Below are 25,542 nucleotides of genomic sequence, written 5' to 3' on the forward strand. Positions count from 1 at the left end.
TTACGCCTCCTCCTCGTAGGGCTCGTGGAGCTTGACGGGTTTCCCCCTAAGCCCCGCACGAAGGTTTAGCCACTCCACCAGCACGGAGAAGCCCATGGCGAAGTACACGTACCCCTTGGGGATGTGCACCCCCGTGCCCTCGGCCACCAGGGTGAAGCCCACCAAAAGGAGAAAGGAAAGGGCCAGCATCTTCACCGTGGGGTGCCGGTTCACGAAGGCGTAGATCCCCTTGGAGGCGAGAAGCATAATGGCCACGGAGATCAGGATGGCCGCCACCATGACGGGTACGAAGCGGGTAAGCCCCACGGCGGTGATGACGGAATCTATGGAAAAGACGATGTCCAAGAGGAGCACCTGGCCGATCACCGAGGCGAAGGAGGGAGCGACCCTCTTGAGGGCGTGGCCCGGCTCCCCTTCCAGCTTCTCGTGGATTTCCTTTACCGCTTTGTAGATGAGGAAAAGCCCTCCGGCGATCAGAACCAGGTCCTTGCCCGTGACCTCGTGGCCCAAGACGGCAAAGAGGGGTTTTTTCAAGGCCATGATCCAGGCGATGGAGAGGAGAAAGAGGATGCGGGTGAGGGCGGCCAGGGAAAGGCCTATAACCCGGGCCCGGTCCTGCTGTTCCTTGGGGAGCTTGGAGGCCAGGATGCTGATGAAGATCACGTTGTCTATGCCTAAGACCACTTCCAGTACGGTGAGGGTGACAAGGGCGATCCAAACCTCGGGGTTGGTGAGCCACTCCATGGGAAAGAGTTTACATGGCCCTGTAGACTGGGGGTCATGGTGGACGTGCTCGTGGTGGGTGCCGGTCCGGTGGGCCTGGCTGCGGGGATAGAGGCCAAGCGCCAGGGCCTGAGCCACCTGATCCTGGAAAGGGGCACGGTGGCGGAAACCATCTACCGCTTTCCCCGGCAGATGGTCTTCTTCTCCGAGTCCAAAAACATCGAGATTGGGGGCCATCCCCTGGTGTCCCAGGGGCCCAAGCCCACCCGCCTCGAGGCGCTCCTTTACTACCAGAAGGTGGCGGAACGCGAGGGCCTTCGGGTCCTCACCTATACGGAGGCGGTGGGTGTGGAAGGGGAGGAGGGAGCCTTTAAGGTCTTGGCCCGGGACCGGTTTGGGGAGAAGGCCTTCCCTGCCCGGTACGTGGTGGTGGCCACGGGCTACTTCGGGAACCCTAACCGCCTAGGGGTGCCGGGGGAGGACCTGCCCCACGTGCTGTACCGCTACGAGGAGGCGGCCCCCTTCTTCGGCCGCAAGGTGGCGGTGGTGGGGGGAAGCAACTCGGCGGTGGAGGTGGCCTTGGACCTGTACCGGGGCGGGGCCCAGGTGGCCTTGGTCCACCGGGGCAAGTGGGTGCGCCCCAGCGTGAAGTACTGGCTTCTTCCCGACTTTGAGAACCGGGTGAAGGAGGGAAGCATTCTGGCGGTGATGGAGGCCAGGGTAAAGGCCATTACCCCGGAGGGCCTCGTCCTGGAAAGACCCCAAGGGGAGGAGTTCTTGGAGGCCGACTTCGTCCTGGTCCAGATCGGCTACCGGGCGGAAGACCATCTCCTTAGGGGGGCCAGGGTGCGCTACGAGGGGGAGAAACCCTGGCTTTCCCCGGAATGGGAAACCTCGCGCAAGGGGCTTTTCGCCATCGGCTCCAGTGCCTTTGGGCCGGACACCCGCACGGTATTTATCGAAAACGGCCGGGAGCACGCACGGGTGGCCATAGCCGCCATCGCCCGCCGCCTGGGCTCTTGACACCCTTCACAAAGGGGGCTAGGATAAAGCCCAAGATGCGCTTCGGCCTCGTCCTATCCCTAGGCCTGGTCCTAATCGTAGGGCCAGCGGGGGGTAGGGTGTAGCGTTTTAGGGCGCATCCAAAACCCCCCGGAGAACCCGGGGGGTTTTGGTTTAGGAGGGGGAGATGAAGGGAGCGGAGGCACTTTTGAAGGCGCTGGAGCGGGAAGGGGTGGAGGTCATCTTCGGCCACCCGGGTGGGGCCATCATGCCCACCTACGACGCCCTGTATGACAGTCCCATCCGCCACATCCTGGTGCGGCACGAGCAAGGGGGAGTCCACGCCGCCACCGCCTATGCCCGGGCTTCCGGCAGGGTGGGGGTGGTGATGGCCACCAGCGGTCCCGGGGCCTTGAACCTGGTGACCGGCCTGGCGGATGCCTACATGGACTCCACCCCGGTGGTGGCCATCACCGGGAACGTCCCCCGGGCCCTCATCGGTACCGACGCCTTCCAGGAGGCGGACGTCACCGGGGTGACCATGCCCATCACCAAGCACAACTACCTGGTGCAGGAGGTAAACGACATCCCCCGGGTGGTGAGGGAGGCCTTCCACATCGCCTCCAGCGGGAGGCCGGGGCCGGTGCTGATCGATCTGCCCAAGGATGTGCAGCTTTCCGAGTTCACCGGCACCTTTGACGTGGAGCTGGACCTTCCCGGGTACAAACCCACCACCAAGGGCCACCCCAAGCAGATCGAACGGGCCCTGGATGCCCTGGAGAAGGCGGAGAGGCCGATCCTGATGGTGGGGGGTGGGGCCCAGCACGCCCACGGGGAGCTTCTGGCCTTTGCCGAGCGGACGGGAATCCCCGTGATCACCACCCTCATGGGCCTGGGGGCCTTCCCCGGGAACCATCCCCTGTGGCTGGGGATGCCGGGAATGCACGGCACCGTGGCCGCCAACCGGGCCATCCACCATGCGGATGTGATCCTGGCCATCGGCCTCCGCTTTGACGACCGGGTCACGGGGAAGGTTTCCCGCTTTGCTCCCCATGCCCACACCATCATCCACGTGGACATCGACCCGGCGGAGATCGGGAAGCTGGTGCGCACCCACATTCCCATCGTGGGGGATGCCCGCTCCGTGCTTCGGGAGATGCTGAAAGGGGCTAAGCCCCTGAAGCTGGCCTCCTGGTGGCGGCAACTGGAGGAGTGGCGCACCCGTTATCCCTTGCGCTGGAAGCCTAAGCCTTACCTGCAAAGCCAGGAGGTCATCAAGGCCTTCGCCGAGGCCACGGGGGGGCATGCCATCGTCACCACCGGGGTGGGGCAGCACCAGATGTTCGCCGCCCAGTTCTTCGCCGTGACCCGGCCGAGGAGCTTCATCACCTCCGGGGGCTTGGGCACCATGGGGGTGGGTCTTCCCTTCGCCATCGGGGCCAAGGTGGCCCGGCCGGAGGAACTGGTCATCGACTTCGACGGGGATGGCTCCTTCCAGATGACCCTCCAGGAGCTGGCCACCGTGGTCAAGTACAAGCTGGATGTGAAGGTGGTGATCCTCAACAACGGCTACTTGGGCATGGTGCGGCAGTGGCAGGACCTCTTCCACGCCAAGCGCTACTCCGAGGTGTACCTGGCTGACTCCAACCCCGACTTCGCCCGCCTGGCGGAGGCCTACGGCATCAAGGGGGTCAGGGTGGAGCGCAAGGAGGATCTGATGAAAGGGGTGGAGGCCGTGCTTTCCGCCGATGGGCCCGTGGTGGCCGAGTTTAAGGTCTACCACGAGGAAGGGGTCTTCCCCATGATTCCGGCCGGGGGAGCGGCGGAGGACATGATCCTCGAGCACCCGGCGGAACGGGAGGAGGTGGAGGCGTGAGGCACGTGATCTCGGTGTTGGTGCAGGACCACCCCCGGGTCTTGAGCCGCATCACGGGCCTTTTCGCCCGCCGGGGCTTCAACCTGGAGAGCCTGGCGGTGGGGACCACCCATGTGCCGGGGCTTTCCCGCATCAGCCTAGTGGTCTCGGGGGACGACCACACCCTGGAGCAGGTGGAAAAACAGCTAAACCGCCTGATCGAGGTTTTGAAGGTGACCGACCACTCCGAGCCCCATGTGGAGCGGGAGCTTTGCCTGGTGAAGGTCCACGTGGCTGGGGTGGAGGAAAGATTGGCGGTGAAGGACATCCAGGAAGCCTTCCGGGCTCGGGTGGTGGATGTGGCCCAGAAGAGCCTGATCCTGGAGCTCACCGGGGACTCCAAGAAGATAGACTCCTTCATTGAGGCCCTTAGGCCTTATGGGATCCTCGAGGTCATGCGCACCGGAGCGGTGGCCATGAGCCGAGGGGAGCGCACCCTTAAGGTCAGGGAAAAACGGGAGGCGGTATGAAGATCTACTACGAGCACGACGCGGACCTAGGCTTCATCCAAGGCAAGAAGGTGGCGGTGCTGGGCTTCGGCTCCCAGGGGCACGCCCATGCCCTTAACCTCAAGGACTCGGGGGTGGATGTGCGGGTGGGCCTTAGGCCGGGGTCTAAAAGCGCCGCCAAGGCGGAGGCTATGGGCCTCCGGGTCCTTCCCGTGGCCGAGGCGGTACGGGAGGCGGACATCGTCATGGTCCTCCTTCCCGACGAGACCCAGGGCCGGGTTTACCGGGAGGAGATCGAGCCCAACCTTAAGGAGGGAGCGGCCCTAGCCTTCGCCCACGGCTTCAACATCCACTTCGGCCAGATCAAGCCCAGGAGGGATCTGGACGTCTGGATGGTGGCCCCCAAGGGCCCTGGCCACCTGGTGCGGAGCGAGTACGTGAAGGGAAGTGGGGTGCCGGCTCTGGTGGCCGTGCACCAGGATGCTTCGGGTTCGGCCTTCCCCACCGCCTTGGCCTACGCCAAGGCCATAGGGGCGGCCCGGGCTGGGGTCATCCCCACCACCTTCAAGGACGAGACGGAAACCGACCTCTTCGGGGAGCAGGCGGTGCTGTGCGGGGGGCTTACCCGGCTCATCCAGGCGGGGTTTGAAACCCTGGTGGAGGCGGGCTACCCTCCGGAAATGGCCTACTTTGAAACCGTGCACGAGGTGAAGCTCATTGTGGACCTCATCTACGAGGCGGGCTTCGCCGGGATGCGCTACTCCATCTCCAATACCGCCGAGTACGGGGATTACACCCGGGGCGAGGTTTCGGTGCCGGTGGAGGAAACCAAGAAGCGCATGCGGGAAATCCTCCGGCAGATCCAGTCCGGGGAGTTCGCTCGGGAGTGGATGCTGGAAAACCAGGTGGGCCAGCCGGTCTTAGAGGCGAACCGCAAGCGCTGGAAGGAGCACCCCATCGAGGAGGTGGGGGCCAGGCTTCGGGCCATGATGCCCTTCCTGCGGGCAAGGGTATTGGAGGAGGTAGGCTAGGTGGGTACCAAGGGCCCCCCAATCTGGGGGGCCTAGTGCGTTTTAGGGAGGGAGAAGATGGAAAGGCACATCCGCATCTTTGACACCACGCTTAGGGATGGGGAGCAGAGCCCAGGGGTAGCCCTTTCCCTGGACCAGAAGCTGGAGATCGCCCACGCCTTGGCCCGACTCAACGTGGACATCATCGAGGCGGGCTTCCCCGTATCCGGGCCCTTGGAGTTTGAGGCGGTAAGGCGGATCGCTGAGGAGGTAAGGGGCCCTATCATCGCCGCCTTGGCCCGCACCCACACCCTGGACATCGACCAGGCGGCCAAGGCCCTGGAGAAGGCGGAAAAACCCCGTATCCACGTCTTCACCTCGGCTTCCAAGATCCACCTCGAGTACATGCTGAAGAAAACCGAGGAGGAGGTCTTGGAGATGGCGGATCAGATGGTCCGCTACGCCAGGAGGTATGTGGACGACGTGGAGTTTTCCGCCCAGGACGTGATGCGGGCGGACTGGGACTTCGTGAAGCGCCTCTACGAGGTGGCCATTGAGGCCGGGGCCACCACCATCAACATTCCCGACACCACTGGGTACGGTACGCCCGGGGAGTATGGGGCCCTGATACGGCGCATCCGGGACGAGGTGGTGCGGGGTAGGGATGTGATCATCTCCACCCACACCCACGACGACCTGGGCCTGGCCACCGCCAACGCCCTGGCGGGCATCGAGAACGGGGCGGGGCAGGTGGAGTGCACCATCAACGGCATCGGGGAGCGGGCGGGCAACACCTCCTTGGAGGAGGTGGTCATGGCCCTTTACGTGCGCCGGGACTGGTACAAGGCCAAGACTCAGATCAACACCCGGGAGATCTACCGGGTTTCCCGCCTGGTGGAGCGCTACACCGGGATGCCCGTGCCCCCCAACAAGGCCATCGTGGGGGACAACGCCTTCGCCCACGAGTCGGGGATCCACCAGGACGGGGTCTTAAAGCACCGGGGCACCTACGAGATCATGGACGCCGAGCTCATCGGGAGGCGGCCTGCGGTCTTGGTGCTGGGCAAGCACTCGGGCCGGGCCGCCTTCAAGAAGGCCCTCGAGGACCTGGGCTATAAGGACCTTACGGAAGAGCAGCTTAAGGTGCTCTTCTCCCGCTTCAAGGAGATCGCCGAGAAGAAGGGACCTTTGTCTGCCGAGGAGCTTCAGGCCCTGGTGGAAAGCGAACGGGAGCCCGCTTCCCAGTTCTTCGCCCTAGAGCACGTGCAGTTCTTCTCGGGCTCGGGACTTCTGCCCACGGCCACGGTGAAGGTGAGGACCCCGGATGGGGAAAGGGTGGCCACGCACACCGGGGATGGGCCCGTGGATGCCGTGTACAAGGCCATTCAGGACGCCATTGGCTTCAGGCCCGAGCTGGAGCTCTACCGGGTGGAGGCCATCACGGGTTCCACCGAGGCCCTGGGCCAGGTGACGGTGAGGCTCCGCCTGGGGGAGCTCCAGGCGGTGGGGGTGGGGGTATCCCCCGACATCATTGAGGCCTCGGCCCTGGCCTTCCTGGACGCCGCCGGCAAGCTGGCGAGCGGCCGTGCCACCCGCCATCCACCCTCCATCGAGGAGGTCCAGCGGGGAGTCTAGTCCCACCCCACCCTGGTCACCCCAGGGTGGGGGTTCCAGGAAGGGGGGCTCGGTTTAGCGAGGAAGGGCATAAGGCTGCCCAAGGGGATGAAGAGATGGTGGAGATCTTAGACACCACCCTCAGGGACGGGACACAGGGGGAAGGCATCAGCCTTTCCGTGGACGATAAGGTGGCCATCGCCAAACGCCTGGCGGCCTTCGGCGTACACCTCATCGAGGGAGGTTGGCCGGGGTCCAATCCCAAGGACGCCGAGTTTTTCCAGCGCATGAAGGGGGTGGACCTGGGGGAGGCCAAGCTTTCCGCCTTCGGGGCCACCCGTAGGAAGGGGCTTTTGCCGGAGGCGGACCCTTCGGTTCTGGCCCTGTTGGAGGCGGAAACCCCGGTGGTGGTCCTCTTCGGCAAGAGCTGGACCCTGCATGTCCTCGAGGCTCTGGAAACCACTTTGGAGGAAAACCTCCGCATGATCCAGGACACCGTGGCCTTCTTCGTCCGGCGGGGGAAGCGGGTGGTCTACGACGCCGAGCACTTCTTTGACGGGTACAAGGAGGACCCCGGCTACGCCCTGGCCACCCTGGAGGCGGCGGCCGAAGGGGGAGCGGACACCCTGGTCCTTTGCGACACCAACGGGGGCACCCTGCCCGAGGAGGTCTACGCCATCACCAAGGCGGTGGTGGAGCGCTTTCCCCACCTGCGGATCGGCATCCACCCCCACAACGACGCCGAGCTGGCGGTGGCCAACGCCCTGGCGGCGGTGCGGGCAGGGGCCACCCACGCCCAAGGCACCATCAACGGCTACGGGGAGCGCTGCGGCAACCTGAACCTGACCAGCTTCCTTCCCACCTTGGTCTTCAAGTACGGCATCCCCGCCATTCCACCGGAAAGGTTAAAGGGGCTTAAGGAGCTTTCCCACTTCGTGGACGAGAGGGCCAACCAGACCCCCAACCGCCGGGCTCCCTACGTGGGGGAGTCAGCCTTCGCGCACAAGGCGGGGGTGCACGTCTCCGCGGTCTTGAAGAACCCCCGCACCTACGAGCACATTCCTCCGGAGTGGGTGGGGAATAGCCGCCGCTTCCTGGTGTCCGATGTGGCGGGCCGTTCCAACCTCCTGGCCAAGCTGCAGGAGCTGGGGGTGGATCTTTCCAAGGAGGAGGCCAAGCGCTTGTTGGACGAGGTCAAGGCCCTGGAGTACGAGGGCTACGCCTTCGAGGGGGCGGAGGCCAGCTTCTACCTCCTGGCCCACCGCCTGAAGGGGGGGAGCCTGCCCTTCAGCGTGGAGGGGTTTTCCGTCTTCGTCCACGGAAGCGGCCTGGATACCGCCTGGGCCGAGGCCACGGTGCGGGTTCGGGTGGGGGAAAGCCTGCAGCACACCGCAGCGGAAAGCCCCTCGGGGCCGGTTTCCGCCCTGGACAGGGCCTTCCGCAAGGCCGTGCTCCAGTTTTACCCCGAGCTTTCCGATGTGGAGCTCACCGACTACAAGGTGCGCATCCTCTCCGGCCAGGAGTCGGGGACCAACTCCGGGGTGCGGGTGATGATCGAGATGAAGCGGGGGGAGGAGCGCTTCGCCACCGTGGGGGCCAGCGAGAACATCCTCGAGGCCTCCTTGAAGGCCCTTACCGACGGCTACGCCTACGCCCTCCTTTACCCGAGCCTCAAGGAGATGGTGCCCAGGGCAGGCTGATCTCGGGGAAGGCCAAGGGGCTTACGGGCTCGGAGGGGGAGAGGAGGCGGATGGACCGGTAGCGTCCCTCACGGGGCTCCCGGTAGACCTCGAGGAGGTTCTCCTTTAGGTTCACAAGCCATACCTCGGGGATTCCTGCTTCGGCGTAAAGGGGAAGCTTAACCTCCCGGTCAAACTCCAAGGAGGTGTCGGCTGCCTCCACGAGCAGAAGAACATCCTCAGGGCGGGGGAGCCGGCCCTCGTAGCGTTCCAAGGAGGGTTGAAGCACCAGGAGATCGGGTTCTGGCTCGGAATCCTCTGAAAGATGAAGGGGGGACTGCACCGCCACCAAGGCCTTGCCTTGGAGGGCCTCCTTCAACATGTGATCAAGGCGCATCGCCGCAAGAAAGTGCTTGGGTCCAATCGGGCTCATCTGGTAGACCTCTCCCCTTAGGAGCTCCACCCGGGGCACATCCCGGAAGGCCCGCTCAAACTCCTCCACGCGGAAGCGGTAGCGGGTGGCCATGCCTCCATTATGCCCCTTGGCCCGAGTAGTGCCTAAGCCCAAGCCGCCACAAAAGCCGCCAGAGGAGAAGAAAGGCTACGCCCCAGAAGAGCATCACCCAAACCCCCGGGAACAGATCCACCTTTTGCCCGGCCAGGAGGGCTGCGGGCAGGTAGACCAGGTAGGGGAAGGGGGTGAGGAGGGCTAGGGTCCTTAGGGGCTCGGGGAAGACCTCGAGGGGGGCGATGGTGCCGGAGAGGAAGAGGTAGAGGAGGAAGAAGACCTCTTCCACCGAAACCGCCCGCTCCGTGAAGAAGGTGAGCATGGCGGTGATGTACTGCATCAGGTAGCGGAGCAAAAAGGCCAAAAGGGTGAAAAGGAACCCCAGGAGGAAGGGGCCAGGTTCAGGCACAAAGCGGGCCTCGGGGAAGAGCCAGAAGAAGAGGAGGGTGAGGAGCACCACGAAGGGCAACCGGGCCAGGCGCTCGGCCACGTGGGCCGCCAGGTGGTCAAAAAAGGGGTCCAGGGGCCTTAAGAGCCGGAAGGAAAGCCGCCCTTCCACCACATCCCGCTCAAACTCCCACACTACCCAGACCACCGTGGCCTGGCGCACCAGGAAGACCATGAGGAAGTAACGGGCAAACTCCCCCGGGGACAGGGCAAACTCCCCGCCCCTGGCTGCCTCGGTCCAGACCCCGAGGAGGATCAGGGGCAAGGCCCCGGCCAGGGCCCAGAGGAAGAGCTCCGCCCGGTACTCCAGCATGTAGGCCAGGTAGACGGCGAGGAGGGTTTTGGCTTTCCTCATGCCTCCTCCAGGGCGGGGGTTTCGCTCAGCCCCGAAGGGGCGATCTTGTACACCCGGGCGATGACCTCTTCCAAAGGGGGCTCCCGCACCTCGAGGTCCTCCACGGGAAGGCTTTTAAGGATCTCCGCCACCCTTTCCGTAAGCCTCTCCCGGGGCACCAGAAGCCGGGCCTTTAGGCCCTCGAGGTCCCTGACCTCCCCGAAGGCCAGGAAGGCTTCTCTGGGCAGGGGGTAGGCCAGGGTGAGCCCCACCTCCCGATAGGGGGCGAAGCGTTCCAGAAGCCCTGCCAGGGGTCCATCGTAGAGGAGCCTTCCCTGGTGGATCACCAAGACCCGTTCCGCCAGGGCGGCGATGTCCGCCATGTAATGGCTGGTGAGGAGAACCGTGGCCCCGTAGCGCCGGTTGTACTCCCGGATGAACTCCCGCACCGCCACCTGGGCGTTCGCGTCCAGGCCCAGGGTGGGCTCGTCCAGAAAGAGCACCTCCGGGCGGTGGAGAAGGGCCGCCAGAAGCTCGGCCTTCATCCTTTCCCCCAGGGAGAGCTTGCGCACGGGCTGGTGGAGCTTATTCGTTAGGGAAAGCATTTCCGAAAGCTCCGAAACCCGCTTCCGGAACTCCCCTTCGGGGATATCGTAGATGGCGGCGTTGAGGCGGAAGGTGTCCAGGGCGGGCAGGTCCCAGATGAGCTGCTGCTTGTTGCCCATCACCAGGGTGATCTTTTTCAAGAAGGCCTTTTCCCGCCGCCAGGGAATGTGTCCCGCCACCACCGCCTTACCCCGGGTGGGGTGGATCAGGCCGGTGAGCATCTTCAAGGTGGTGGTCTTACCCGCCCCGTTGGGGCCCAGAAAGCCTACCACCTCGCCCCTTGCGATTTGAAAGCTCACCCCTTCCACCGCCTTCACCGTGCGGTACTGGCGCAGGAGAAAGTGGCGCAGGGTGGCGAGGAGGCTTTCCTCCTTCAGGGCCACCCGGTAGTGCTTGGTGAGGTCCTGGGCAAGGATGATGGGTTCCGCCGACACCCCTATAGTCTACCCTGTGGTCTAATGTTCCCTGTGCGGTACCTGAGGGTTTTCCTGCTTTTCCTTCGCCTCAGCCTGGCGGCGGAGATGGAGTACCGGCTCAACTTCCTCCTGGGCCTTCTCTCCTCGGCCCTGACCCTTCTTGGGGCCCTGTTCGGTCTGGTGCTCCTCTACCAAGGAGGGTACCGGCCCGGAGGGTGGGCCTGGGAGGAGGCGCTTTTGGTCCTGGCGGCTTTCACCCTTCTGCAGGGCCTGGGGAGCACCCTTCTGGCCCCAAATCTCAACAAGATCGTGGAACACGTGCAGCAGGGCACCCTGGACTTCGTCCTTCTGAAGCCCTTGGATTCCCAGTTCTGGCTTTCCTTGAGGGTCTTTTCCCCTTGGGGCCTGGGGGATTTTCTCCTGGGGCTCGGCCTTCTTTTCTATGCAGGGATGCGCCTGGGGCTTGGACCCTGGGACTATCTGGCCTTCGCCGGGTACTGGGTGCTGGGGGCCTTGATGCTCTATAGCCTCTGGTTCCTCCTGGCCACCACCAGTATCTGGTTCGTGAAGATCTACAACGCCACCGAGGTCCTTAGGGGGCTACTGGAGGCGGGCCGGTTTCCCGTGGGGGCCTATCCGGCCTTGTACCGGGTCTTCTTCACCTTCGTGGTTCCCGTGGCCTTCCTCACCACCGTGCCCGCGGAAGCGGCCCTGGGGAGGGGAGAGGCCCCCTTTGCCGCCTTCCTCCTCGCCCTTAGCCTTTTGGCCCTGGCCCGGGGGTTCTTCCGCCTGGCCTTGAGGAGCTACACCTCGGCGAGCAGCTAGGAAGTTTACCTCCTCACGGCCTTTCAAACTCTCTCAGGAAGCGTTCCTGCCTTAGGTAGACGAACCGCGGCGAAAGGGGTGGGAGTTGGCCTTGAGAAAACCGAACCTCGTAGGACCAGTTCCGAGTGGGAGGATCGTAGATGTTGCAACCTCTCCTCCCGCTGATCCGGCCCGTAAGAGGGTCATAGGTACCTGTTCCCCCCGTACCGCACCAAGGTCCGTTGACGTGCCTCGGAGTACCCAGACTCACAAAAGAACCCCTGTACGTTAGGGTTTTGCCACTCCAAGTTTCGTGGAAGCGGGGATAGTTCTCCAGGCCGCCGTTGTAGTTGCCCTTATTCTGTCCGGAGGGGCCCTCTTCGCCTCCCGTAATGTCGGTCCCGGACAGAAAAGCGGCGTTCACCTCCGTGTCGCTAGCTACCCTTTGGCTTAGGGTTTGGTAGCTTTTGGCGTCATTCGTCCAAGCGTTGGAGAGAATGTTAAGGCTGTCGGCCAGGAAGGCCGCCGGAATCCAGTTGGTCTTGTTGAAGTCTCCCTGGATGTAGACGGCCTGGTCCGTGACAACGGTCAGGCCCCTAGGCCTTGGGGCTCCAGGAAGGGTAGAGGCAATTTCTGCCCCGTTTTTGATCCGCACCCCGTAGTTGTTGACCCGGTTGGAGTCTGGTCCAAAGACCGTGAAGTGGAAGACAAGCCCCCCCTCCGTGTCGTCGTCCAGGCGGAAGCCGAAGGCGAGCGGGTTTAGGTGCACACAGTCCAGGAGTTTCCGCAGGTCCACATCCAGCATCCGTATCCGCTTCCCCTCCCGCCAGTTGTAGAAGGTATCCGAGGTGCCCACGGCACCTACGCAGGCATTGAGGGCCGTTGTCGCTATGACATCGTTGACGTTCGCTCCTCCTTGCACGCGGTAGACCTTCACGGTCGGGGGTGTGGAGAAAAGGTCCAGGCCCAGCCGCAGCTCGGCCTTCTCCCAATAGGTCTTGCCAGGGAGTGGGTCCAGTTCCTCCGGAGGGGGCACGGTCACAGGGTTGACCCCGATTTGGATACGACTCCCCCAAGCCCCCACATCTCCCTGGCTGAAGGAGCGGCGCGAGTTTTGGCGATTGCAGGGCAGAGGTGCGGGTTGGTTATTTTCCTTATAGATGTTCACGGTTCCGCCGCAGGAGTTGTCGTCCTTCCTGCCCCGGTAGAGGGTGCCTGCGGTGCTCACCTGCCCTTGGATTGTGAGGGTGTTCCCTGCGTTTAGGTACAGGTCGCCGTTGGTGTGCGCCCGGCCGTTGAGGGTCATGTCGGGCCCCGGAAGGATTTCTAGGTCTTTGTTGTAGAAGGCGGCGAACTGGAACATGGGGACCAGGCGGCTCTTAAAGACCAGCTCCAGCACCACCTCGGTCCTTCCGTCCGGGCCCAGGGCTTCCGAAAAGAGGGTGTAGCGGTACTCCTGGGCGTCCAGGTTCTCGTAGAGCTCCCCGGGAGGGATGGTGACGTTCCGGGGATTGTTGGGATCCTCCACCACGTAGGTACGCACCGTGCGCCCGGAGAAGGTGTAGGTCTTGCAGGCGAAGTCCCCGGAGCCCCAGTTGCTTCCCTGACAGGGGTTGGTAGGGGAGGGGCTGGTACCCTGGGGCCGATTGTATCCCAGGAACTTAGCCCGGATCTCCTCCGCCCGAAGGTTAAGCCCCGCTTCGGCGGCGTAGAAGCCCGTGGTCTGGCGCACGCTGGCCTGGGTGGTCCCAAGCTCCACCCGGGTGAGGACGAAATAGGCCGTGAGCAAGGCCATGAGGACCACCAGCATGATCAGGGTGCTCACCAGCGCGAATCCCTTGCGCATAAGCCCTCCTCACTGCGAGAAAACGTTCCTCGGCACGGCCTGGGTGGTCATTGTTCGCGCCACGCTTCCGATGCGCACCTGCACCGTGGCCTCCACCGCCTCCAAGGTGCGCCAGTTTAGGTTGGGAGGGGGAAAAACAGTGTACCAGCTCCCGTTAGCCCTCGCCCGGGCCTGGAAGCCCGTGACATCCGCCACCAGGCCTTTGCCTTCCTGGCCGTTTTCCGCAAGCTTCAGGATGCCTCCCTCTAGGTAATAACGGCGCTCCTCCAGGATGTAGAGCCGGGAGAGGGGGCCGTAGCTGTTTTGCCACCGCTCGTTGTTTCCTTTGTGAATCTTCACCCCAGATCCGTCCTCGGCATCGTATTCAAACCACTCTCCACGTTTGTTGACGGGATCGTAAATGTAGGCCCGCACCGCCTCCCGGCGGTTTCCATTGTTGCACCCGGGCACCCCATCGCTATTGCAGCGATAGCTTTGCCATATCTCTATGCGGTCATCGTAGCGGTTCCCGTTGGTGTCGCGGAAGGCGCAGGCATCAAGGTAAGCCGGGGTGGCGTTCGGTGGGGGGTTCTTATCGGCCACGGGAATGTTGTCCTGGTTTCCGTTGATGCCGTTCTGATCACACACGGCCAAACTCACGTCCAGGAGGTTCCGGCGAAGGACGAGTTCGTTTCCGTTTCGCACTTCTACCGCAGGAAAGTCGCCGGGCAACCGCTCTCCCGCTTGCCGGATGTCGGCTACCAGGATGTCCAGGGCCGCCCTCAGGTTTTGGTTGACGGCGGTGCGGCTCTGGTCCAGAACATAAAGGCGCCGGTTGCCGAGCGTGGTGCTGAGGAGAAGCCCGAGGAGGAGCCCCCCGATACCCAAGGCCACTAGAAGCTCCGCTAGCGTAAACCCTCTACCGCGCATGCCTCACCCCTATCTGAGCTGGGTATAGACCGTTTCCACCTGGTAGACCGGTGTGGTCTCTCCCGAGAGGAAGACCCGGACCACCAGATGCCGTGCCCCGGCCCCGCATAAGCCTGGGTTCTCGCAGTAGCAGGTTCGCACCGTGTAGGTGCGCCCGCCCCGGGACCGAGTCTCCTCCTGGCAACCTCCTTGGGGGAGGGTCTGGGGATTGATCAGCCTGAGGCTTTCCAAACGCTCCTGCGCCAGCGTTACCGCTTGGCTCCTCACCTCCGCCCGGGTGTTGATGCGCAGGTAGCCGATGAAGCCGGCCAGCACCGGTCCGATGAGGGCCAGAATGGCCAGGGCCACCAAGACCTCCACGAGGGTCAGCCCCTTGGCTCTTTTCACTGCCGCACCACCCCCCCACCTAGCAAGAGCTTGAGGGCCTTGCTCCGGCCCGGGGTATCGCGAAGGGTAAGGATGGGCTCCCCTGTATAGCTCCCCCCGTTCAGCAGCATCAGGAGGCCCCGGCTGGTGAAGCAGAGGGCGGCACCGCCAGGGGTTAGGGCTGCAGAGACGCCCTGGGGGAGTTCCATCTGAAGGGCGGGGTCTGGGGTAAAGGATGGACTGCGGCAGGTGCCCGCGTAGGCGGCCTCGAGGCGGTTGCCGTTCACGGAAACCCTGTAGGCCGAAGTGGTGGCCATAGCTTTCGCCCTAACCTGCTTCAGGTACCCTTCCGTGCGGGACACGGCGTCGGAAAGGGGGTCGTACAAGGGGCGAAGGTTAAGGGCGGCTATGGTTAAAGCGATCCCCAGAACGGCAAGGGTTACCAAGAGCTCCAGTAGGGTTACACCTTGGCTCTTACCCATTAGGAACTAGCTTAATAGACCCCGGGGTCCTGCGCATCCCCCAAATGGGGGGGTAGAATCTCTGGCATGGGGGCGGCGTTCCTGGTCCTTTTCCTCGCCTACCTCTTCGGCTCCGTACCCGCCGGGGTGCTGGTGGCCCGCACCTACGGGGTGGACCTGCGCAAGGTGGGCTCAGGGAACATCGGGGCCACCAACGTCCTGCGCGCTTTGGGCTGGGGCCCGGCTTTGGTGGTGGCCTTCTTTGACGTCTTCAAGGGCGGGATCGCCGTCCTTGTGGCCCGGGCCTTTGGCCTTTCCGACTGGATGCTGGGCGGGGTGGCCCTGATGGCGGTTTTGGGCCACAACTACTCGGTCTTCCTCCGCTTCCGCGGGGGGAAGGGGGTGGCCACGAGCTTCGGCACCCTCCTCTTTCTGGACCCCATCCTGGCCCTGTGGACCTTTCCCATAGGGGTGTCCGTGATGCTCCTCACCCGGTACGTGTCTGCGGGGAGCATGACCGGGGGGGTGGCGGCCACGGTTTTGGCCCTGGCCCTTTCCCGTCCCCTCTGGGAAGTGGTCACCGTGGCTTTGATGACCCTTCTCATCTTCTGGACCCACCGGGAGAACCTCAAGCGCCTCCAGGCGGGTACGGAAAGGCGCCTGGGGGAAAAGGAGGGAGGCCGTGCTTGACCTCCTGGTCCTTGCCCCTCATCCCGATGACGGGGAGCTGGGATGCGGGGGAACCCTGGCCCGGGCCAAGGCCGAGGGGCTCAGCACGGGGATTTTGGACCTCACCCGGGGCGAGATGGGCTCCAAGGGTACGCCGGAGGAGAGGGCCAAGGAGGTGGAGGAGGCAAGCCGTATCCTGGGTCTGGACTATAGGGGCAACCTGGGCCTGCCGGATGGGGGCCTTGGGGATGTCCTGGAGCAGCGCTTAAAGCTGGCGGAGGCCTTGAGGCGGCTTAGGCCCCGCATCGTCCTCGCTCCCCTCGAGGCCGACCGCCACCCCGACCACACCGCAGCAAGCCGCCTGGCGGTGGCGGCGGTGCATCTGGCAGGCCTCAGGAAAGCCCCCCTCGAGGGGGAGCCCCACCGGGTGGAGCGGCTTTTCTTCTACCCTGGAAACCATCCCTTTACCCCGAGCTTCCTGGTGAAGATCTCCGCCTTCATAGATCAGTGGGAGCAGGCAGTGCTGGCCTACAGGAGCCAGTTTTCCGGGGAGGGGGTGAGCGAGACCGTGGGGCCCAAGGGGGTGGAGGCCAGGAAGGCCATGCGCCGCCACTTCGGCAACTACCTGGGGGTGGACTACGCCGAGCCCTTCGTGAGCCCCCTGCCCGTCCTCTACACCCCCTGGAGCCGGGCTTAAAAGAGGGGTTCCTGGCTTACCGCCTTCACCTGGCGGCGCTCCTTGGGGGGGAGGGCGTCCAGGGCTCGCTTCACCTCCTGGATGTCCAGCCAGGTGAGGTGTTTGGGGCTTCCCGGGGTACGGCTTGGGTTTCGCAGGAGGTAGGCGGGGTGGAACATGGGAAAGACCCGGATTCCGTGCCACTCAAACCACTGCCCCCGCACCTTGGTGATGGAAACCTTCTCCCCCAGGAAGAACTCCGCCGCCACCGCCCCCAGGGGGACGATGATCTGGGGGGCGATGAGCTCGATCTGCTTGAGGAGCCACTTGTCCGTGCAGACCTTGGCCTCGTCGGGCAGGGGGGCGCGGTTTCCCGGGGGGCGGCACTTGACGATGTTGGTGATGTACACGGATTCCCGGGGGATGCCGGCGGCCTCGAGGATCCGGTTGAGAAGCTGCCCCGCTTTCCCCACGAAAGGGCGCCCTGTCTTGTCCTCTTCCTCGCCCGGCCCTTCCCCCACGATCATCAGCTGGGCGTCAGGATTCCCTTCCCCGAAGACCACCTGGGTGCGGCCTTCCGCCAGGCGGCAGGCGGTGCAGGCCCTGGCCTGAGCTTGTAATAGTTCCAGGGTCATTGCAGGGGTTTCCGGGCCTTCCGGGCCTCCCGCCGGGTCTTGGGGTCCAAGCCAATCATGAGGAAGAAGTTCTCTAAAGCGTTTTCCTGGCCCTTGATCTCGGGGTACTGGTTCTCCGGGGTGCCGGTGACAAAGGGCAGGGATTTGTAGAGCTCCAGGGCGTACCGCACCACGGCCTCCGGCCCCTCGGCCTCCGCCACCTCGGCCAGCTTGGCGTAGACCTCGCGCCGGGCTTCCGCATGGCGGCGGAAGACCTCCGGATTCGGTGTTTCCGGCGCCCGGAGAACGTCCTGCTTGGCGATGCGGCGGTAATGCTTCAAGCCCCGAACGATCTCCTCCGTGGTCAGTGTGATCTTGAACTCCATCCCCGCTCCTTTCCGGCCTAAGGGCCCTACCTTTGGGAGATTATATAGCCGGGAGGGAGGGCAAAGCCAGGTAAAGGGCGGCCCTTGTCAGGGCCCAGGGCCGGGTGGGTTATCCCGGGATTGCTGGTGCCTCGGGAGAGTGATGGCTTGGCTCAAGGGCTGGCGCAGGTTAAAGTGGCTATACTTGTAGGGATGGAGGTTTTGGGCAACTATTGGCTGCGGCGCATTCTTGTCCGGATTGCTTCCGTGGTCGTTTACGAAGGCCAGGATACCCACACCGGGATGCCGGTGATGGTGCTCAAGGGGGCTCAGGGGGTACCGGCTTTGGGGGAGGGGGTACTTCCCTTTTTGGAGGAAACGCCGGAGGCCTGGGTGCTGGAGTGGCCCATCGGGGCGGTTCCCTTAAGCCAGTACCTGGGGGTGGCGGATCTGGAGCGCCTGGAGCATTGGGTAAGGGAGATGGCCCGTATTCTGGCGTCCTTGAAGGCCCAGGGGGTGTCCCATGCCCCCATCCCCGAGCTTTGCCTGGTGAAGGGCAAGCGGGTGTGGCTGGCCGGGGTGGGGCTTAAGGAGCTTTCCGGGGAGCCGGAGAAGGCCCTTGCCGCTTTGGCTCGAGCCTTGGCCGGGGAGCGCTATCCCGAGTTTCCCTTAAGAGAAACCTTGGAAAGGATTGAGGCCAAGGAGGACCCCCTGGAGGTTCTTTTCTCTGAGCCCGCCCATGCCCATGGTGTACAGGAGACCGAGGCCCTGACCCCGGAGACCCCTGGACAGGAAGATCGGCCCCTCCAGGATGCCTCCTCCAAGCCCGAGGAGGAGCCCAGGCTCCCTTCCGCCTCGCGGAAGGTGCTGAGCGTAGACCCGGTTCCCGAAGCCTCAAATGGCCAGGAGGTGTCTCCAACCAAGGAAACCACGCCCCCCGAGGGCAAGACCCCAAGCCGGCCCCGGGTCATCCGCATCGAGGAGCCCGAGGAGCCTCCCTTTACCGTGGTGGAACCTCCGCGGCCCAGAAGGCGGACCTTGCTTTTGGGGCTTCTGGGCGCCGTGGTGCTTTTGGGTCTGGCCCTTTTGTTCCTTCGCCCTTCCTCCCCTTCCGGAGGGGGCTACGTGATGGAGTTCCGCACCGATCCCCCCACGGAGCGGGCGGAGGTCTACCTCCTCGAGGTGCCCGAGGGTTCCCGCATGACTCCTGGCCAGCTCCTCCTCACCGCCCCTGGCCGGGCGGAGTTTGACCAAAAGGGGGTATACCGCTTGCGCATCCGGGTACCGGGCCGCGATCCCGTGGACTACCTCCTGGAGGTGCCGGGTCCGCCCCTGGTCATCAAGGTACGCTAAGGCCATGACCGTGCACCCCGCCGTTTACGTGTACCGTTACTTCTTCGCCGGGGAGGAGGCGGGGGAGGGAAGGTTGGAGGTTCGCCCTCAGCCGGAAGGAGGCATGAAGGCCACCCTCACCGCCGAGGTGAACCTGCCCCTGCCCAAGACCCGCCAGCGCTGGCAGACGGAAACGGACGCCGAGGGCTTCTCCCTGTACTTCGCCGAGCGGGTGGAGGGGCGGGAGAGCCGGGTCTTCACCGTGGAGAGGCTGGAGGAGGAAGGAGTGGTGCTGGTCACCCAGGGCAAGGAGAGCGTGGCCTTTCCCCTTCTCTCCCCCTACCATGACCCTCTTTCCCTGATCCTGGCGCTGCCCCGGCTGGATTTGGCCCCCGGGGAGGTGGTCCGGTTTGCCATGCCGGGAGGGCGGGTGTATGTGGAGAGGCTTGCGGACCTCGAGGTGGAGGGCAGGGTACGCCGTCACCTCCGCCTCCGCCCGGGCCTCTCCCTGGTGGAGCTGGAGGGGGGGGTTCCCGTGAGGATGGCCCAACAGGTGGGGGACCACGTGTTTGAGGCGGTCTTAGAGGGCGTGGAGGCGGAGCCCAAGAGGCGCCGCCGCTGGGTATAGTGAGGGCATGATCTACCGCCCGGAGGAAGTGCGGCCGCGCTTCGCCCGTCGGGGCCTTTCCTTTGACCCCACGGTGGAGGAAATCGTGCGGGGTATCCTGGCCGCGGTACGGGAGGAAGGGGATGCGGCCTTGGACCGCTTCAGCCTGGATCTGGACGGCCACCCCGTGGAGGAGATTCCCAAAAGGGCCTGGCGCCAGGCCTACGAGGATCTGGACGAGGAACTCAGGGACGCCCTGGAGACTGCCAAGGAGCGCATAGAGGCCTTCTATCGGGAAGAGGCCAAGGGGGGATTTTTGAAGGCGGATGCCAGCGGCCTTCTGGGCCAGATGGTCCGCCCCCTTTCCCGGGTGGGGGTGTACGTCCCCGGGGGGAGCGCCCCCCTTCTTTCCAGCCTGCTTATGAGCGTGGTGCCGGCCAAGGTGGCCGGGGTGGCGGAGGTGATCGTGGCCAGTCCCCCAAGGGTCCACCCTGGGGTGCTGGCTGCCGCCTGGGTGGCAGGGGCGGACCGGCTTTTCGCCATGGGTGGGGCCCAGGCCATCGCCGCCCTGGCCTACGGCACCCAGCGGGTTCCCCGGGTGGACAAGATCGTGGGCCCGGGCAACGCCTACGTGGTGGCGGCCAAGCGGCAGGTGTTCGGCACCGTGGGGCTGGATGGTCTGGCGGGACCCACGGAAACCCTTATCATCGCCGACGGTTCCGCCTCTCCTAGGCTTCTTGCCGCTGACCTCTTGGCCCAGGCGGAGCATGGCCCCGACTCCGAGCCCTGGCTCCTCTCTCCCGACCGGGCCCTCCTGGAGAGGGTGGAGGTGGAGCTTTCCCGCCAGCTGGAGGGCCTGCCCCGGGCGGAGATTGCCAAGAGGGCTTTGGAGCGAGGGGGCCTGGTGCTCACCCAGGACCTCGAGGAGGCCCTGGAACTGGCCAACCTCTACGCCCCCGAGCACCTCTGCCTGGCCCTGGCCGACCCCTTGCCCTGGCTTGGGAAGGTGCAGAATGCCGGTGGGGTCTTCCTGGGGGAGGGGAGCCCCGAGGCCCTGGGGGACTATATCGCCGGGCCCAGCCACGTGATGCCCACCTCGGGCACCGCCCGCTTCCAGGGGGGGTTGGCGGTGCGGGACTTCTTGAAGGTGATCCCCGTGATGGGCCTAAGCGAGAATGCGGTGAGGGACCTGGCTCAGAAAGGGGCGCTTCTTGCCCGGGCTGAGGGCCTCGAGGCTCACGCCCGTTCCCTGGACCTTAGGCGATGAAGCTCTTTCACGAGCTCCTGGGCCCCGTGGAGCTTCCCGACCGATTTGAGCGCATTGTAAGCCTGGCCCCCAACCTCACCGATGCCCTCTTCGCCCTGGGGCTTGGGGACCGCCTGGTGGGCCGGAGCGCCTTCTGCCACCGCCCGGCGGAGGTGCTTTCCTTGCCGGTTCTGGCCTCTTACACCAAGACCCGCACCGAGCTTCTTCGGAGCCTAAAGCCGGACCTGGTGCTTCTTTCCACCGGGGTGCAACGGGAGCAGGCCCTTAGGCTCAAGGAAGAGGGCTTCCCCGTCTACGCCGTCCCCCTGCCCACAAGCCCCTACGGGATCCTGGAGAACCTATCCACCCTTGGGCACCTTTTGGACCTGGAGGAAAGGGCTACTGCCCTCGCCCACGAGCTCGCCCTCCGCTACGCTGCCCTGAAGGACCGGTTTGCCCTCTCCGTCTACTTTGAGATGGACCTGGGCGGGCCCATCACCGTGGGCCGGGGGAGCTACATCGCCCAGGCCCTTTTGCACCTGGGCCTTAAGCCCATCTTCCTGGATGTGCCCCAGGCCTACTTCGCCCCGGACCTGGAGGAGGTGAGGCGAAGAGCCCCGGACCTCTTCCTCTATGAGCCCAAGCCCTGGGGGAAGAACCCCTTGGAGAAGGCCCAGGCCCTGGCCAGGGAGAGGGGCTTTGACTTCCCGGTGGTGGCCACGGATGGGGACGAGCTGGCCCATTACGGCCCCATGTTCTTTAGCTTTCTGGAGAAGCTGGCAGAGCGGGTGGCGGAAACCTTAGGCCAAGGTTAAGAAAACCCCCACTTTGCAGCGTGTAGAGTAGGGGCATGAACCGGTTTCTGTTCCCAGCGCTCCTTGCGGCCACGGCGCTTCTCCTTACCGCTTGCCCCCAGACGTCGCCGCCCCCTGTAAATCCCTCGGAGTGCCCCGTGGGACCGCTGGAGGTCCAAGGGGAAGAACCTCTAAGGCTTCAGGGTTTTGGCCAGTTTGCAGGGGAGTATGTCCCCGGGGAGCTTTTGGTCCTGCCCAAAGCGGGCTTTAGCGTGCAGGCTTGGCAGGCGGAAGGGGTGGAACCCCTGGAGGCTTTACCCCGGGGGCTTTTGCGGGTCAAAGTTCCCCCCGGGCAGGAAAAGGCTCGGGCCCAGGCGCTTCTTCGGGCGGGTGCCCAGTATGTGCAACCCAACTATATTTACCGCCCCTTGAGGGTGCCTAACGATCCGTATTATCTTGGGCAGAAGGCCTACTTGGACGGCCTGGTGGGCCTCGAAATCGCCTGGGCCCATAGCACGGGCCGGGGCTGCCCTCCCCTCATTGCTATCCTGGATACCGGCATCCTTCCCCATGAGGATGTGCGGGCAAGCCTTTATCTTCCTCAGGCAGTAAAGTTGGATGTCGCTGATGACGACACCGACCCAACGGATCGGACTAATTCCCCAGAGCTGCGTGGGCCGCGTGGGCATGGCCTTATGGTCGCCAGCGTTTTGGGAGCAGATACAAACAACAACCTAGGCATGGCGGGTGTGACTTGGGGTGGGTATATCCTGCCGGTGAAAATCTTTAAAGACGGAGCAACTGAAGCGTCTACTGCGGACATCACCAAAGGGGTAAACCTGGCCCGGACTTTGGGGGCAAGGGTGATTAACCTCTCCATAGGGGCCAGAAACGTCTCCGACCCTGTCCTAGAGAACGCTATTTCCCAAGCCCAGGCTAGTGGGGCGGTAGTGGTGGCAGCTGCGGGTAATGATGGAGGCTACGGGGTCCACTTCCCAGCAAGCCTTCCCAGCGTCATAGCGGTGGGGGCGGTGGATAACGCGAAAGTGCGGGCTCGCTTTTCCACCTATGGCCCCGAGTTGGACCTGGTGGCCCCAGGGGTGAACGTGGTGGGGGCCGGGTCAGGTGGAGGTTACGCCCAGGGTAGTGGAACTTCCTTTGCCAGCCCCGTGGTGGCCGGGGTGGTGGCCCTTTATATGAGCAAGTACGCCAGCGAACGGCGGGTGTGGCCCACCCCGGACCAAGTCTACCAATGCCTGACTGGGACTGCCGAAGACCTAGGTACTCAGGGTCGGGACGACGAGTACGGTTTCGGCCTCGTCCGCGCGGACCGGGTGATGACGGACACCACCTACTGCTTCCCGTGACGACTCCCCGGACTAAAGTCCGGGGCTTCTCGGGGTTTCCCCCGAAGGCCCCGTCCGGGCCCAGAAAGACCTTGACTCCGTATCGGCAGGCGAGCGCAATGCTTCTGGCTCTGCCACGGGTGTTCGTTTGGAGTTTTACCCATCGGACTACCCGATGGAACCCCCTACTCCAAGTTTCAAGGTCCACGGGGAACTTTGTCCCCAAGAACATTGTACCAAATCCGTGTCCACCTGTGGTGGACGGGTCGTGTCAAGAGTTATGTGTAAGAGTCTGTGTACGGGGGGCATACCGCTCCTGAAGCATCTTCTCCAGCACCTCCTTCACCTCCGAGAACCCCTTTAGTTTCCGTTCTGCCCACCTCCCTTCCTGCCTCTCCGACTCCAGGTAAAGAAGCTTGTACACCGCCTCTTCCTTAGGAAACTTGTGGTCCCGCACCTTCGTCCCCCGCCGTAGCTCCCGGATAAACCGCTCCATCAGGTTGGTGCTCCGCAGGTACGGCCAAAGCACCTTGGGGTACCCGTAGAACCGCAGGAAGGCCCCCGAATCCTGTACCCAAAGCCCCACCACCCCCGGGTACCGCGAACCCCAGGCGGCCTTCACCTCCTCCAAGGCCCCAAGAGCTTCTTCCCGGCTCTCCGCCCCGTACACCCGCCTCAGGTCCTCCGCCAGCAGGGCCCGGTCCCGGGAGCGCACCTGGGACAGGCTCCACCGCACCCCGTGCACCACGCACCGCTGCCACTCCGCCTGAGGGTAGACCCTGCGGATCGCCTCGGGAAGCCCGGGCAGCCCGTCGGTGATGAAGAGCAATACCCGCCGCAGGCCCCGCTGCCAAAGCTCCCCCAGGACCCCCTCCCATCCCAGGGCGCTCTCCGTGGGCAACAGCCAAAACCCCAGGACCCGCCTCTCCCCATTAGGGGCGATGCCCAGGGCCACATACACGCTTTCCCGTACGATCCCTTCTCCTTCCCTGAAGACCTTTAGGGAAAGCCCGTCCAGGTAGACGAAGGCCATCTCCTCGGGCAAAGGCCGGGTGCGGAAGGCTCCTGCCGCCTCCAGGACCTCGTCCGTCAGGGCGCTCAGGGTCTCGTGGGAGTAGCGGTGGCCTAAGAGCAGGCTCAGTATCTCGGCCGCCTTGCGCTGACTGACCCCGGCGGCGTAAAGGGCTACCGCCACTTCCCCCACGTCCACCAGGCGGCGGACGTAGGGCTTAAGGAAAGCCGGGTAATACCGAGATTCCCGATCCCTAGGGACCTTCAGGTCCACCTGGCCGAAGGCGGTCTCCAGCTTGCGGGGGTAGTAGCCGTTCCTGCGGCCTCCGTGCACCTGCAAGAAGGCCGTCCGGTCCAGCTCCAGAACCGTCTGCAGAACCTCGGCTACTGTCTCCCGCACCGCTTCCCTCAGCAAGATCCGCAAGGTATCCTGGTCCACGGGGCACCTCCTCGTGCTAAGGTGTGCCCCCCTATTAAACACGGACCCTTACACATAAATCCTTACACGACCGGTGGACGTGGGGGAGTCCATGTATCCCCGGTTTGAAAACCGGGGGATTATAGCTCCCCCACGCCCCCTCTTTTCTCTAATCCACTTCACCCTCGAGGCGGTACACTAGGCCCCTGTGCGGCGTCTTTTCCTCGGCCTCTTCCTCCTCTTTATTGGGGCCCTGGCCTTTTGGGCCTACCCCCTCCTGGGCCCCGCGGTGCGCCAGGGAGCCCTCCCCTCCCGGGAAGGCTTGAGGGCTCCCCTCACCCTTTTGGTCTACGGCTCCAGTCCTGAGTACTCGGGCTACCACCAAAGGGCTCCCGAGCGCTTCCGGGGCCTTGCGGACACCATCCTCCTGGTGCGCTTAGACCCCGTGGCCAACCGGGTGGTGGTGCTTTCCATCCCCCGGGATGTCTGGGTGGACCTCCCTGGGTACGGCTGGCACAAGGTGAATGCGGCAAGCCCCCTGGGGGGTCCGGAACTCATGAAGGAGGCGGTGGCCCGGATCACCGGGGTGCAGGCGGACCGGTATCTGGTGGTGAGCACGGAGGCCTTGCGCCGGGGGGTGGATGCCCTAGGGGGGGTTAGGGTCTGCGTGGAGAAACCCATGCGCTACCGGGATACCGCCGCGGGGCTAGATATCAACCTGGAACCCGGGTGCCAGGTGCTGGATGGGAAAAAGGCCGAAGGGTACCTCCGTTTCCGCAAGGACGCCCTGGGGGATATCGGGCGCATCCAGCGCCAGCAGGCCTTCTTCCACGCCCTGAAGGAGCAGGTGCTTTCCCCTTCCGGCCTTCTTCGCCTGCCTCGGGCGGTGGCGGCGGTAGAGCCCTATTTCCAGACCGACCTCACCCGCGAGGACAGGGGGGCCATCCTGGGCTTCGCCACGAAGCAGCCGGAGCTGGTGAGCCTCCTTCTTCCGGGAAGGTTTGGAGGCGGAGGCTGGGCGGTGGATCGCCAGGCCTTGGATGAGCTTCTTTCCACCTATTTCGCCGGGGAGGGAGTGGCGGAGGCACCGGAAGTGGCGGGGAAGCTGGTGGCCCTGGTTTACGGCCCGGGCCAGGGGGCCTTGGCGGAAAAGGCCAGGGAAAGACTTCATGCTTTGGGGCTTCGGGTCATCCTGCATCCCGTGGACTTAAGGCCGGTGCGCACCGAGGTGCTGGAGAACGGCCCTGGGGTCCTGGCCAAGGCTTTGGGAGAGGCGCTTGGGGTTCCCTACCGCATCTCGGGGGAGGCCGTTTTGGGAGCCGACCTCACCTTGCGCCTTGGCGAGGAGGCTCCCTTTTTGTAGGATAGAAGGCGT

26 protein-coding genes are annotated in these 25,542 nt (G+C 64.4%); 15 read left to right on the forward strand and 11 right to left on the reverse strand.

Features of this window, described 5'->3' with window-relative positions; translation table 11 throughout:
- Complete coding sequence (locus MI302_RS04925; protein ID WP_126170102.1) at positions 1 to 744, reverse strand: TerC family protein; 744 nt, start codon at positions 742 to 744, stop codon at positions 1 to 3.
- A 36-nt stretch (positions 745 to 780) separates the two neighbouring features.
- On the opposite strand from MI302_RS04925, the gene MI302_RS04930 reads away from it, so the two are divergent.
- The 6 genes from MI302_RS04930 to cimA all read left to right on the forward strand — a co-directional run bounded on the left by MI302_RS04930 (position 781) and on the right by cimA (position 8,413).
- Positions 781 to 1,746, forward strand: coding sequence for a YpdA family putative bacillithiol disulfide reductase (locus tag MI302_RS04930; RefSeq protein ID WP_015716743.1), 966 nt, complete (start codon positions 781 to 783; stop codon positions 1,744 to 1,746).
- A gap of 166 nt (positions 1,747 to 1,912) precedes the next feature.
- Positions 1,913 to 3,601 (forward strand): biosynthetic-type acetolactate synthase large subunit, encoded by a 1,689-nt coding sequence (gene ilvB / locus MI302_RS04935; RefSeq protein ID WP_126164621.1) that lies wholly within the window; start codon positions 1,913 to 1,915, stop codon positions 3,599 to 3,601.
- Positions 3,598 to 4,110: an acetolactate synthase small subunit gene (gene ilvN / locus MI302_RS04940; RefSeq protein WP_019550053.1), complete on the forward strand. Its 513-nt coding sequence runs from the start codon at positions 3,598 to 3,600 to the stop codon at positions 4,108 to 4,110. The genes ilvB and ilvN overlap by 4 nt, the downstream gene beginning before the upstream one ends.
- Positions 4,107 to 5,120, forward strand: a complete 1,014-nt coding sequence (gene ilvC, locus MI302_RS04945) for a ketol-acid reductoisomerase (RefSeq protein ID WP_019550054.1) — start codon at positions 4,107 to 4,109, stop codon at positions 5,118 to 5,120. Before ilvN ends, ilvC begins: the two co-directional genes overlap by 4 nt.
- Before the next feature lie 57 nt (positions 5,121 to 5,177).
- Positions 5,178 to 6,734 (forward strand): 2-isopropylmalate synthase, encoded by a 1,557-nt coding sequence (locus MI302_RS04950; RefSeq protein WP_239726380.1) that lies wholly within the window; start codon positions 5,178 to 5,180, stop codon positions 6,732 to 6,734.
- 95 nt (positions 6,735 to 6,829) lie between these two features.
- Positions 6,830 to 8,413: a citramalate synthase gene (cimA, locus tag MI302_RS04955; RefSeq protein WP_239726381.1), complete on the forward strand. Its 1,584-nt coding sequence runs from the start codon at positions 6,830 to 6,832 to the stop codon at positions 8,411 to 8,413.
- On the opposite strand, the gene MI302_RS04960 is transcribed toward cimA, so the two are convergent.
- The 3 genes from MI302_RS04960 to MI302_RS04970 are packed head-to-tail and all read right to left on the reverse strand — an operon-like array spanning position 8,385 to position 10,721.
- Positions 8,385 to 8,918: a Uma2 family endonuclease gene (locus MI302_RS04960; RefSeq protein WP_239726382.1), complete on the reverse strand. Its 534-nt coding sequence runs from the start codon at positions 8,916 to 8,918 to the stop codon at positions 8,385 to 8,387. The two genes, cimA and MI302_RS04960, sit on opposite strands and share 29 nt — an antisense overlap.
- Positions 8,919 to 8,925: 7 nt before the next feature.
- On the reverse strand, positions 8,926 to 9,702 hold the full coding sequence (locus MI302_RS04965; RefSeq protein ID WP_126203763.1) for an ABC-2 family transporter protein: 777 nt from the start codon (positions 9,700 to 9,702) through the stop codon (positions 8,926 to 8,928).
- A complete protein-coding gene (locus MI302_RS04970; RefSeq protein WP_239726383.1) occupies positions 9,699 to 10,721 on the reverse strand; it encodes an ATP-binding cassette domain-containing protein in 1,023 nt (340 codons plus the stop codon). The genes MI302_RS04965 and MI302_RS04970 overlap by 4 nt, the downstream gene beginning before the upstream one ends.
- A gap of 24 nt (positions 10,722 to 10,745) precedes the next feature.
- Here MI302_RS04970 and MI302_RS04975 point away from each other — a divergent pair, with 24 nt between their 5' ends.
- Positions 10,746 to 11,528, forward strand: a complete 783-nt coding sequence (locus tag MI302_RS04975; protein ID WP_239726384.1) for an ABC transporter permease — start codon at positions 10,746 to 10,748, stop codon at positions 11,526 to 11,528.
- Positions 11,529 to 11,541: 13 nt separating this feature from the next.
- Here MI302_RS04975 and MI302_RS04980 read toward each other — a convergent pair whose 3' ends face one another.
- The 4 genes from MI302_RS04980 to MI302_RS04995 are packed head-to-tail and all read right to left on the reverse strand — an operon-like array spanning position 11,542 to position 15,074.
- Positions 11,542 to 13,353, reverse strand: coding sequence for a pilus assembly PilX N-terminal domain-containing protein (locus tag MI302_RS04980; RefSeq protein ID WP_126248783.1), 1,812 nt, complete (start codon positions 13,351 to 13,353; stop codon positions 11,542 to 11,544).
- Between the two features lie 9 nt (positions 13,354 to 13,362).
- Positions 13,363 to 14,262, reverse strand: coding sequence for a prepilin-type N-terminal cleavage/methylation domain-containing protein (locus MI302_RS04985; protein ID WP_014629440.1), 900 nt, complete (start codon positions 14,260 to 14,262; stop codon positions 13,363 to 13,365).
- A 9-nt stretch (positions 14,263 to 14,271) separates the two neighbouring features.
- Positions 14,272 to 14,649, reverse strand: a complete 378-nt coding sequence (locus MI302_RS04990; RefSeq protein ID WP_014629441.1) for a prepilin-type N-terminal cleavage/methylation domain-containing protein — start codon at positions 14,647 to 14,649, stop codon at positions 14,272 to 14,274.
- Positions 14,646 to 15,074: a type II secretion system protein gene (locus MI302_RS04995; RefSeq protein WP_124104360.1), complete on the reverse strand. Its 429-nt coding sequence runs from the start codon at positions 15,072 to 15,074 to the stop codon at positions 14,646 to 14,648. The genes MI302_RS04990 and MI302_RS04995 overlap by 4 nt, the downstream gene beginning before the upstream one ends.
- Positions 15,075 to 15,176: 102 nt before the next feature.
- On the opposite strand from MI302_RS04995, the gene plsY reads away from it, so the two are divergent.
- Positions 15,177 to 15,779 (forward strand): glycerol-3-phosphate 1-O-acyltransferase PlsY, encoded by a 603-nt coding sequence (gene plsY, locus MI302_RS05000; protein WP_239726385.1) that lies wholly within the window; start codon positions 15,177 to 15,179, stop codon positions 15,777 to 15,779.
- The gene (bshB1, locus tag MI302_RS05005) at positions 15,772 to 16,455 is read left to right on the forward strand and encodes a bacillithiol biosynthesis deacetylase BshB1 (protein ID WP_239726386.1); all 684 of its coding nucleotides are present in this window, start codon (positions 15,772 to 15,774) and stop codon (positions 16,453 to 16,455) included. Before plsY ends, bshB1 begins: the two co-directional genes overlap by 8 nt.
- Here bshB1 and MI302_RS05010 read toward each other — a convergent pair.
- Together MI302_RS05010 and MI302_RS05015 are read right to left on the reverse strand one after the other, a co-directional pair.
- Positions 16,452 to 17,069, reverse strand: a complete 618-nt coding sequence (locus tag MI302_RS05010; RefSeq protein WP_038029007.1) for a uracil-DNA glycosylase — start codon at positions 17,067 to 17,069, stop codon at positions 16,452 to 16,454. The genes bshB1 and MI302_RS05010 overlap by 4 nt on opposite strands.
- Complete coding sequence (locus tag MI302_RS05015; protein ID WP_038068735.1) at positions 17,066 to 17,434, reverse strand: hypothetical protein; 369 nt, start codon at positions 17,432 to 17,434, stop codon at positions 17,066 to 17,068. Before MI302_RS05015 ends, MI302_RS05010 begins: the two co-directional genes overlap by 4 nt.
- A gap of 192 nt (positions 17,435 to 17,626) precedes the next feature.
- Between MI302_RS05015 and MI302_RS05020 the strand changes: the two genes are divergently transcribed.
- Genes MI302_RS05020 through MI302_RS05040 form a run of 5 tightly spaced genes read left to right on the forward strand, consistent with a single transcriptional unit; the run spans position 17,627 to position 22,759 of the window.
- A complete protein-coding gene (locus tag MI302_RS05020) occupies positions 17,627 to 18,766 on the forward strand; it encodes a hypothetical protein (protein WP_239726387.1) in 1,140 nt (379 codons plus the stop codon).
- Positions 18,767 to 18,770: 4 nt separating this feature from the next.
- The gene (locus tag MI302_RS05025; RefSeq protein WP_019550066.1) at positions 18,771 to 19,373 is read left to right on the forward strand and encodes a hypothetical protein; all 603 of its coding nucleotides are present in this window, start codon (positions 18,771 to 18,773) and stop codon (positions 19,371 to 19,373) included.
- A gap of 7 nt (positions 19,374 to 19,380) precedes the next feature.
- Positions 19,381 to 20,619, forward strand: coding sequence for a histidinol dehydrogenase (gene hisD / locus MI302_RS05030; RefSeq protein ID WP_239726388.1), 1,239 nt, complete (start codon positions 19,381 to 19,383; stop codon positions 20,617 to 20,619).
- Positions 20,616 to 21,413 carry a helical backbone metal receptor gene (locus tag MI302_RS05035; protein WP_239726389.1) on the forward strand — a complete coding sequence of 266 codons (798 nt, stop codon included), beginning with the start codon at positions 20,616 to 20,618 and terminating at the stop codon, positions 21,411 to 21,413. Before hisD ends, MI302_RS05035 begins: the two co-directional genes overlap by 4 nt.
- 35 nt (positions 21,414 to 21,448) lie before the next feature.
- Complete coding sequence (locus MI302_RS05040) at positions 21,449 to 22,759, forward strand: S8 family serine peptidase (protein WP_239726390.1); 1,311 nt, start codon at positions 21,449 to 21,451, stop codon at positions 22,757 to 22,759.
- Positions 22,760 to 23,009: 250 nt separating this feature from the next.
- Here MI302_RS05040 and MI302_RS05045 read toward each other — a convergent pair whose 3' ends face one another.
- On the reverse strand, positions 23,010 to 24,230 hold the full coding sequence (locus MI302_RS05045) for an IS256-like element ISTth4 family transposase (RefSeq protein ID WP_239725337.1): 1,221 nt from the start codon (positions 24,228 to 24,230) through the stop codon (positions 23,010 to 23,012).
- 145 nt (positions 24,231 to 24,375) lie between these two features.
- On the opposite strand from MI302_RS05045, the gene MI302_RS05050 reads away from it, so the two are divergent.
- Positions 24,376 to 25,530: an LCP family protein gene (locus tag MI302_RS05050; RefSeq protein ID WP_126205089.1), complete on the forward strand. Its 1,155-nt coding sequence runs from the start codon at positions 24,376 to 24,378 to the stop codon at positions 25,528 to 25,530.
- The last annotated feature ends 12 nt before the right edge of the window (positions 25,531 to 25,542 follow it).

This window comes from Thermus sp. NEB1569 (assembly GCF_022385295.1).
Taxonomy (GTDB): Bacteria; Deinococcota; Deinococci; order Deinococcales; family Thermaceae; genus Thermus; species Thermus scotoductus.

What these genes read in the sequence shown, in the direction of transcription:
- MI302_RS05015 (WP_038068735.1), bottom strand. Translation starts at nt 17,434, where the DNA reads ATGGAGTTCAAGATCACACTGACCACGGAGGAGATCGTTCGGGGCTTG.
- hisD (WP_239726388.1), top strand. Translation starts at nt 19,381, where the DNA reads ATGATCTACCGCCCGGAGGAAGTGCGGCCGCGCTTCGCCCGTCGGGGC.
- MI302_RS05040 (WP_239726390.1), top strand. Translation starts at nt 21,449, where the DNA reads ATGAACCGGTTTCTGTTCCCAGCGCTCCTTGCGGCCACGGCGCTTCTC.
- MI302_RS05010 (WP_038029007.1), bottom strand. Translation starts at nt 17,069, where the DNA reads ATGACCCTGGAACTATTACAAGCTCAGGCCAGGGCCTGCACCGCCTGC.
- MI302_RS05035 (WP_239726389.1), top strand. Translation starts at nt 20,616, where the DNA reads ATGAAGCTCTTTCACGAGCTCCTGGGCCCCGTGGAGCTTCCCGACCGA.
- MI302_RS04980 (WP_126248783.1), bottom strand. Translation starts at nt 13,353, where the DNA reads ATGCGCAAGGGATTCGCGCTGGTGAGCACCCTGATCATGCTGGTGGTC.
- MI302_RS04925 (WP_126170102.1), bottom strand. Translation starts at nt 744, where the DNA reads ATGGAGTGGCTCACCAACCCCGAGGTTTGGATCGCCCTTGTCACCCTC.
- MI302_RS04960 (WP_239726382.1), bottom strand. Translation starts at nt 8,918, where the DNA reads ATGGCCACCCGCTACCGCTTCCGCGTGGAGGAGTTTGAGCGGGCCTTC.
- MI302_RS04930 (WP_015716743.1), top strand. Translation starts at nt 781, where the DNA reads ATGGTGGACGTGCTCGTGGTGGGTGCCGGTCCGGTGGGCCTGGCTGCG.
- cimA (WP_239726381.1), top strand. Translation starts at nt 6,830, where the DNA reads ATGGTGGAGATCTTAGACACCACCCTCAGGGACGGGACACAGGGGGAA.
- plsY (WP_239726385.1), top strand. Translation starts at nt 15,177, where the DNA reads ATGGGGGCGGCGTTCCTGGTCCTTTTCCTCGCCTACCTCTTCGGCTCC.
- MI302_RS04950 (WP_239726380.1), top strand. Translation starts at nt 5,178, where the DNA reads ATGGAAAGGCACATCCGCATCTTTGACACCACGCTTAGGGATGGGGAG.
- MI302_RS04975 (WP_239726384.1), top strand. Translation starts at nt 10,746, where the DNA reads ATGTTCCCTGTGCGGTACCTGAGGGTTTTCCTGCTTTTCCTTCGCCTC.
- MI302_RS05025 (WP_019550066.1), top strand. Translation starts at nt 18,771, where the DNA reads ATGACCGTGCACCCCGCCGTTTACGTGTACCGTTACTTCTTCGCCGGG.
- MI302_RS04985 (WP_014629440.1), bottom strand. Translation starts at nt 14,262, where the DNA reads ATGCGCGGTAGAGGGTTTACGCTAGCGGAGCTTCTAGTGGCCTTGGGT.
- ilvB (WP_126164621.1), top strand. Translation starts at nt 1,913, where the DNA reads ATGAAGGGAGCGGAGGCACTTTTGAAGGCGCTGGAGCGGGAAGGGGTG.
- ilvC (WP_019550054.1), top strand. Translation starts at nt 4,107, where the DNA reads ATGAAGATCTACTACGAGCACGACGCGGACCTAGGCTTCATCCAAGGC.
- MI302_RS05020 (WP_239726387.1), top strand. Translation starts at nt 17,627, where the DNA reads ATGGAGGTTTTGGGCAACTATTGGCTGCGGCGCATTCTTGTCCGGATT.
- MI302_RS04965 (WP_126203763.1), bottom strand. Translation starts at nt 9,702, where the DNA reads ATGAGGAAAGCCAAAACCCTCCTCGCCGTCTACCTGGCCTACATGCTG.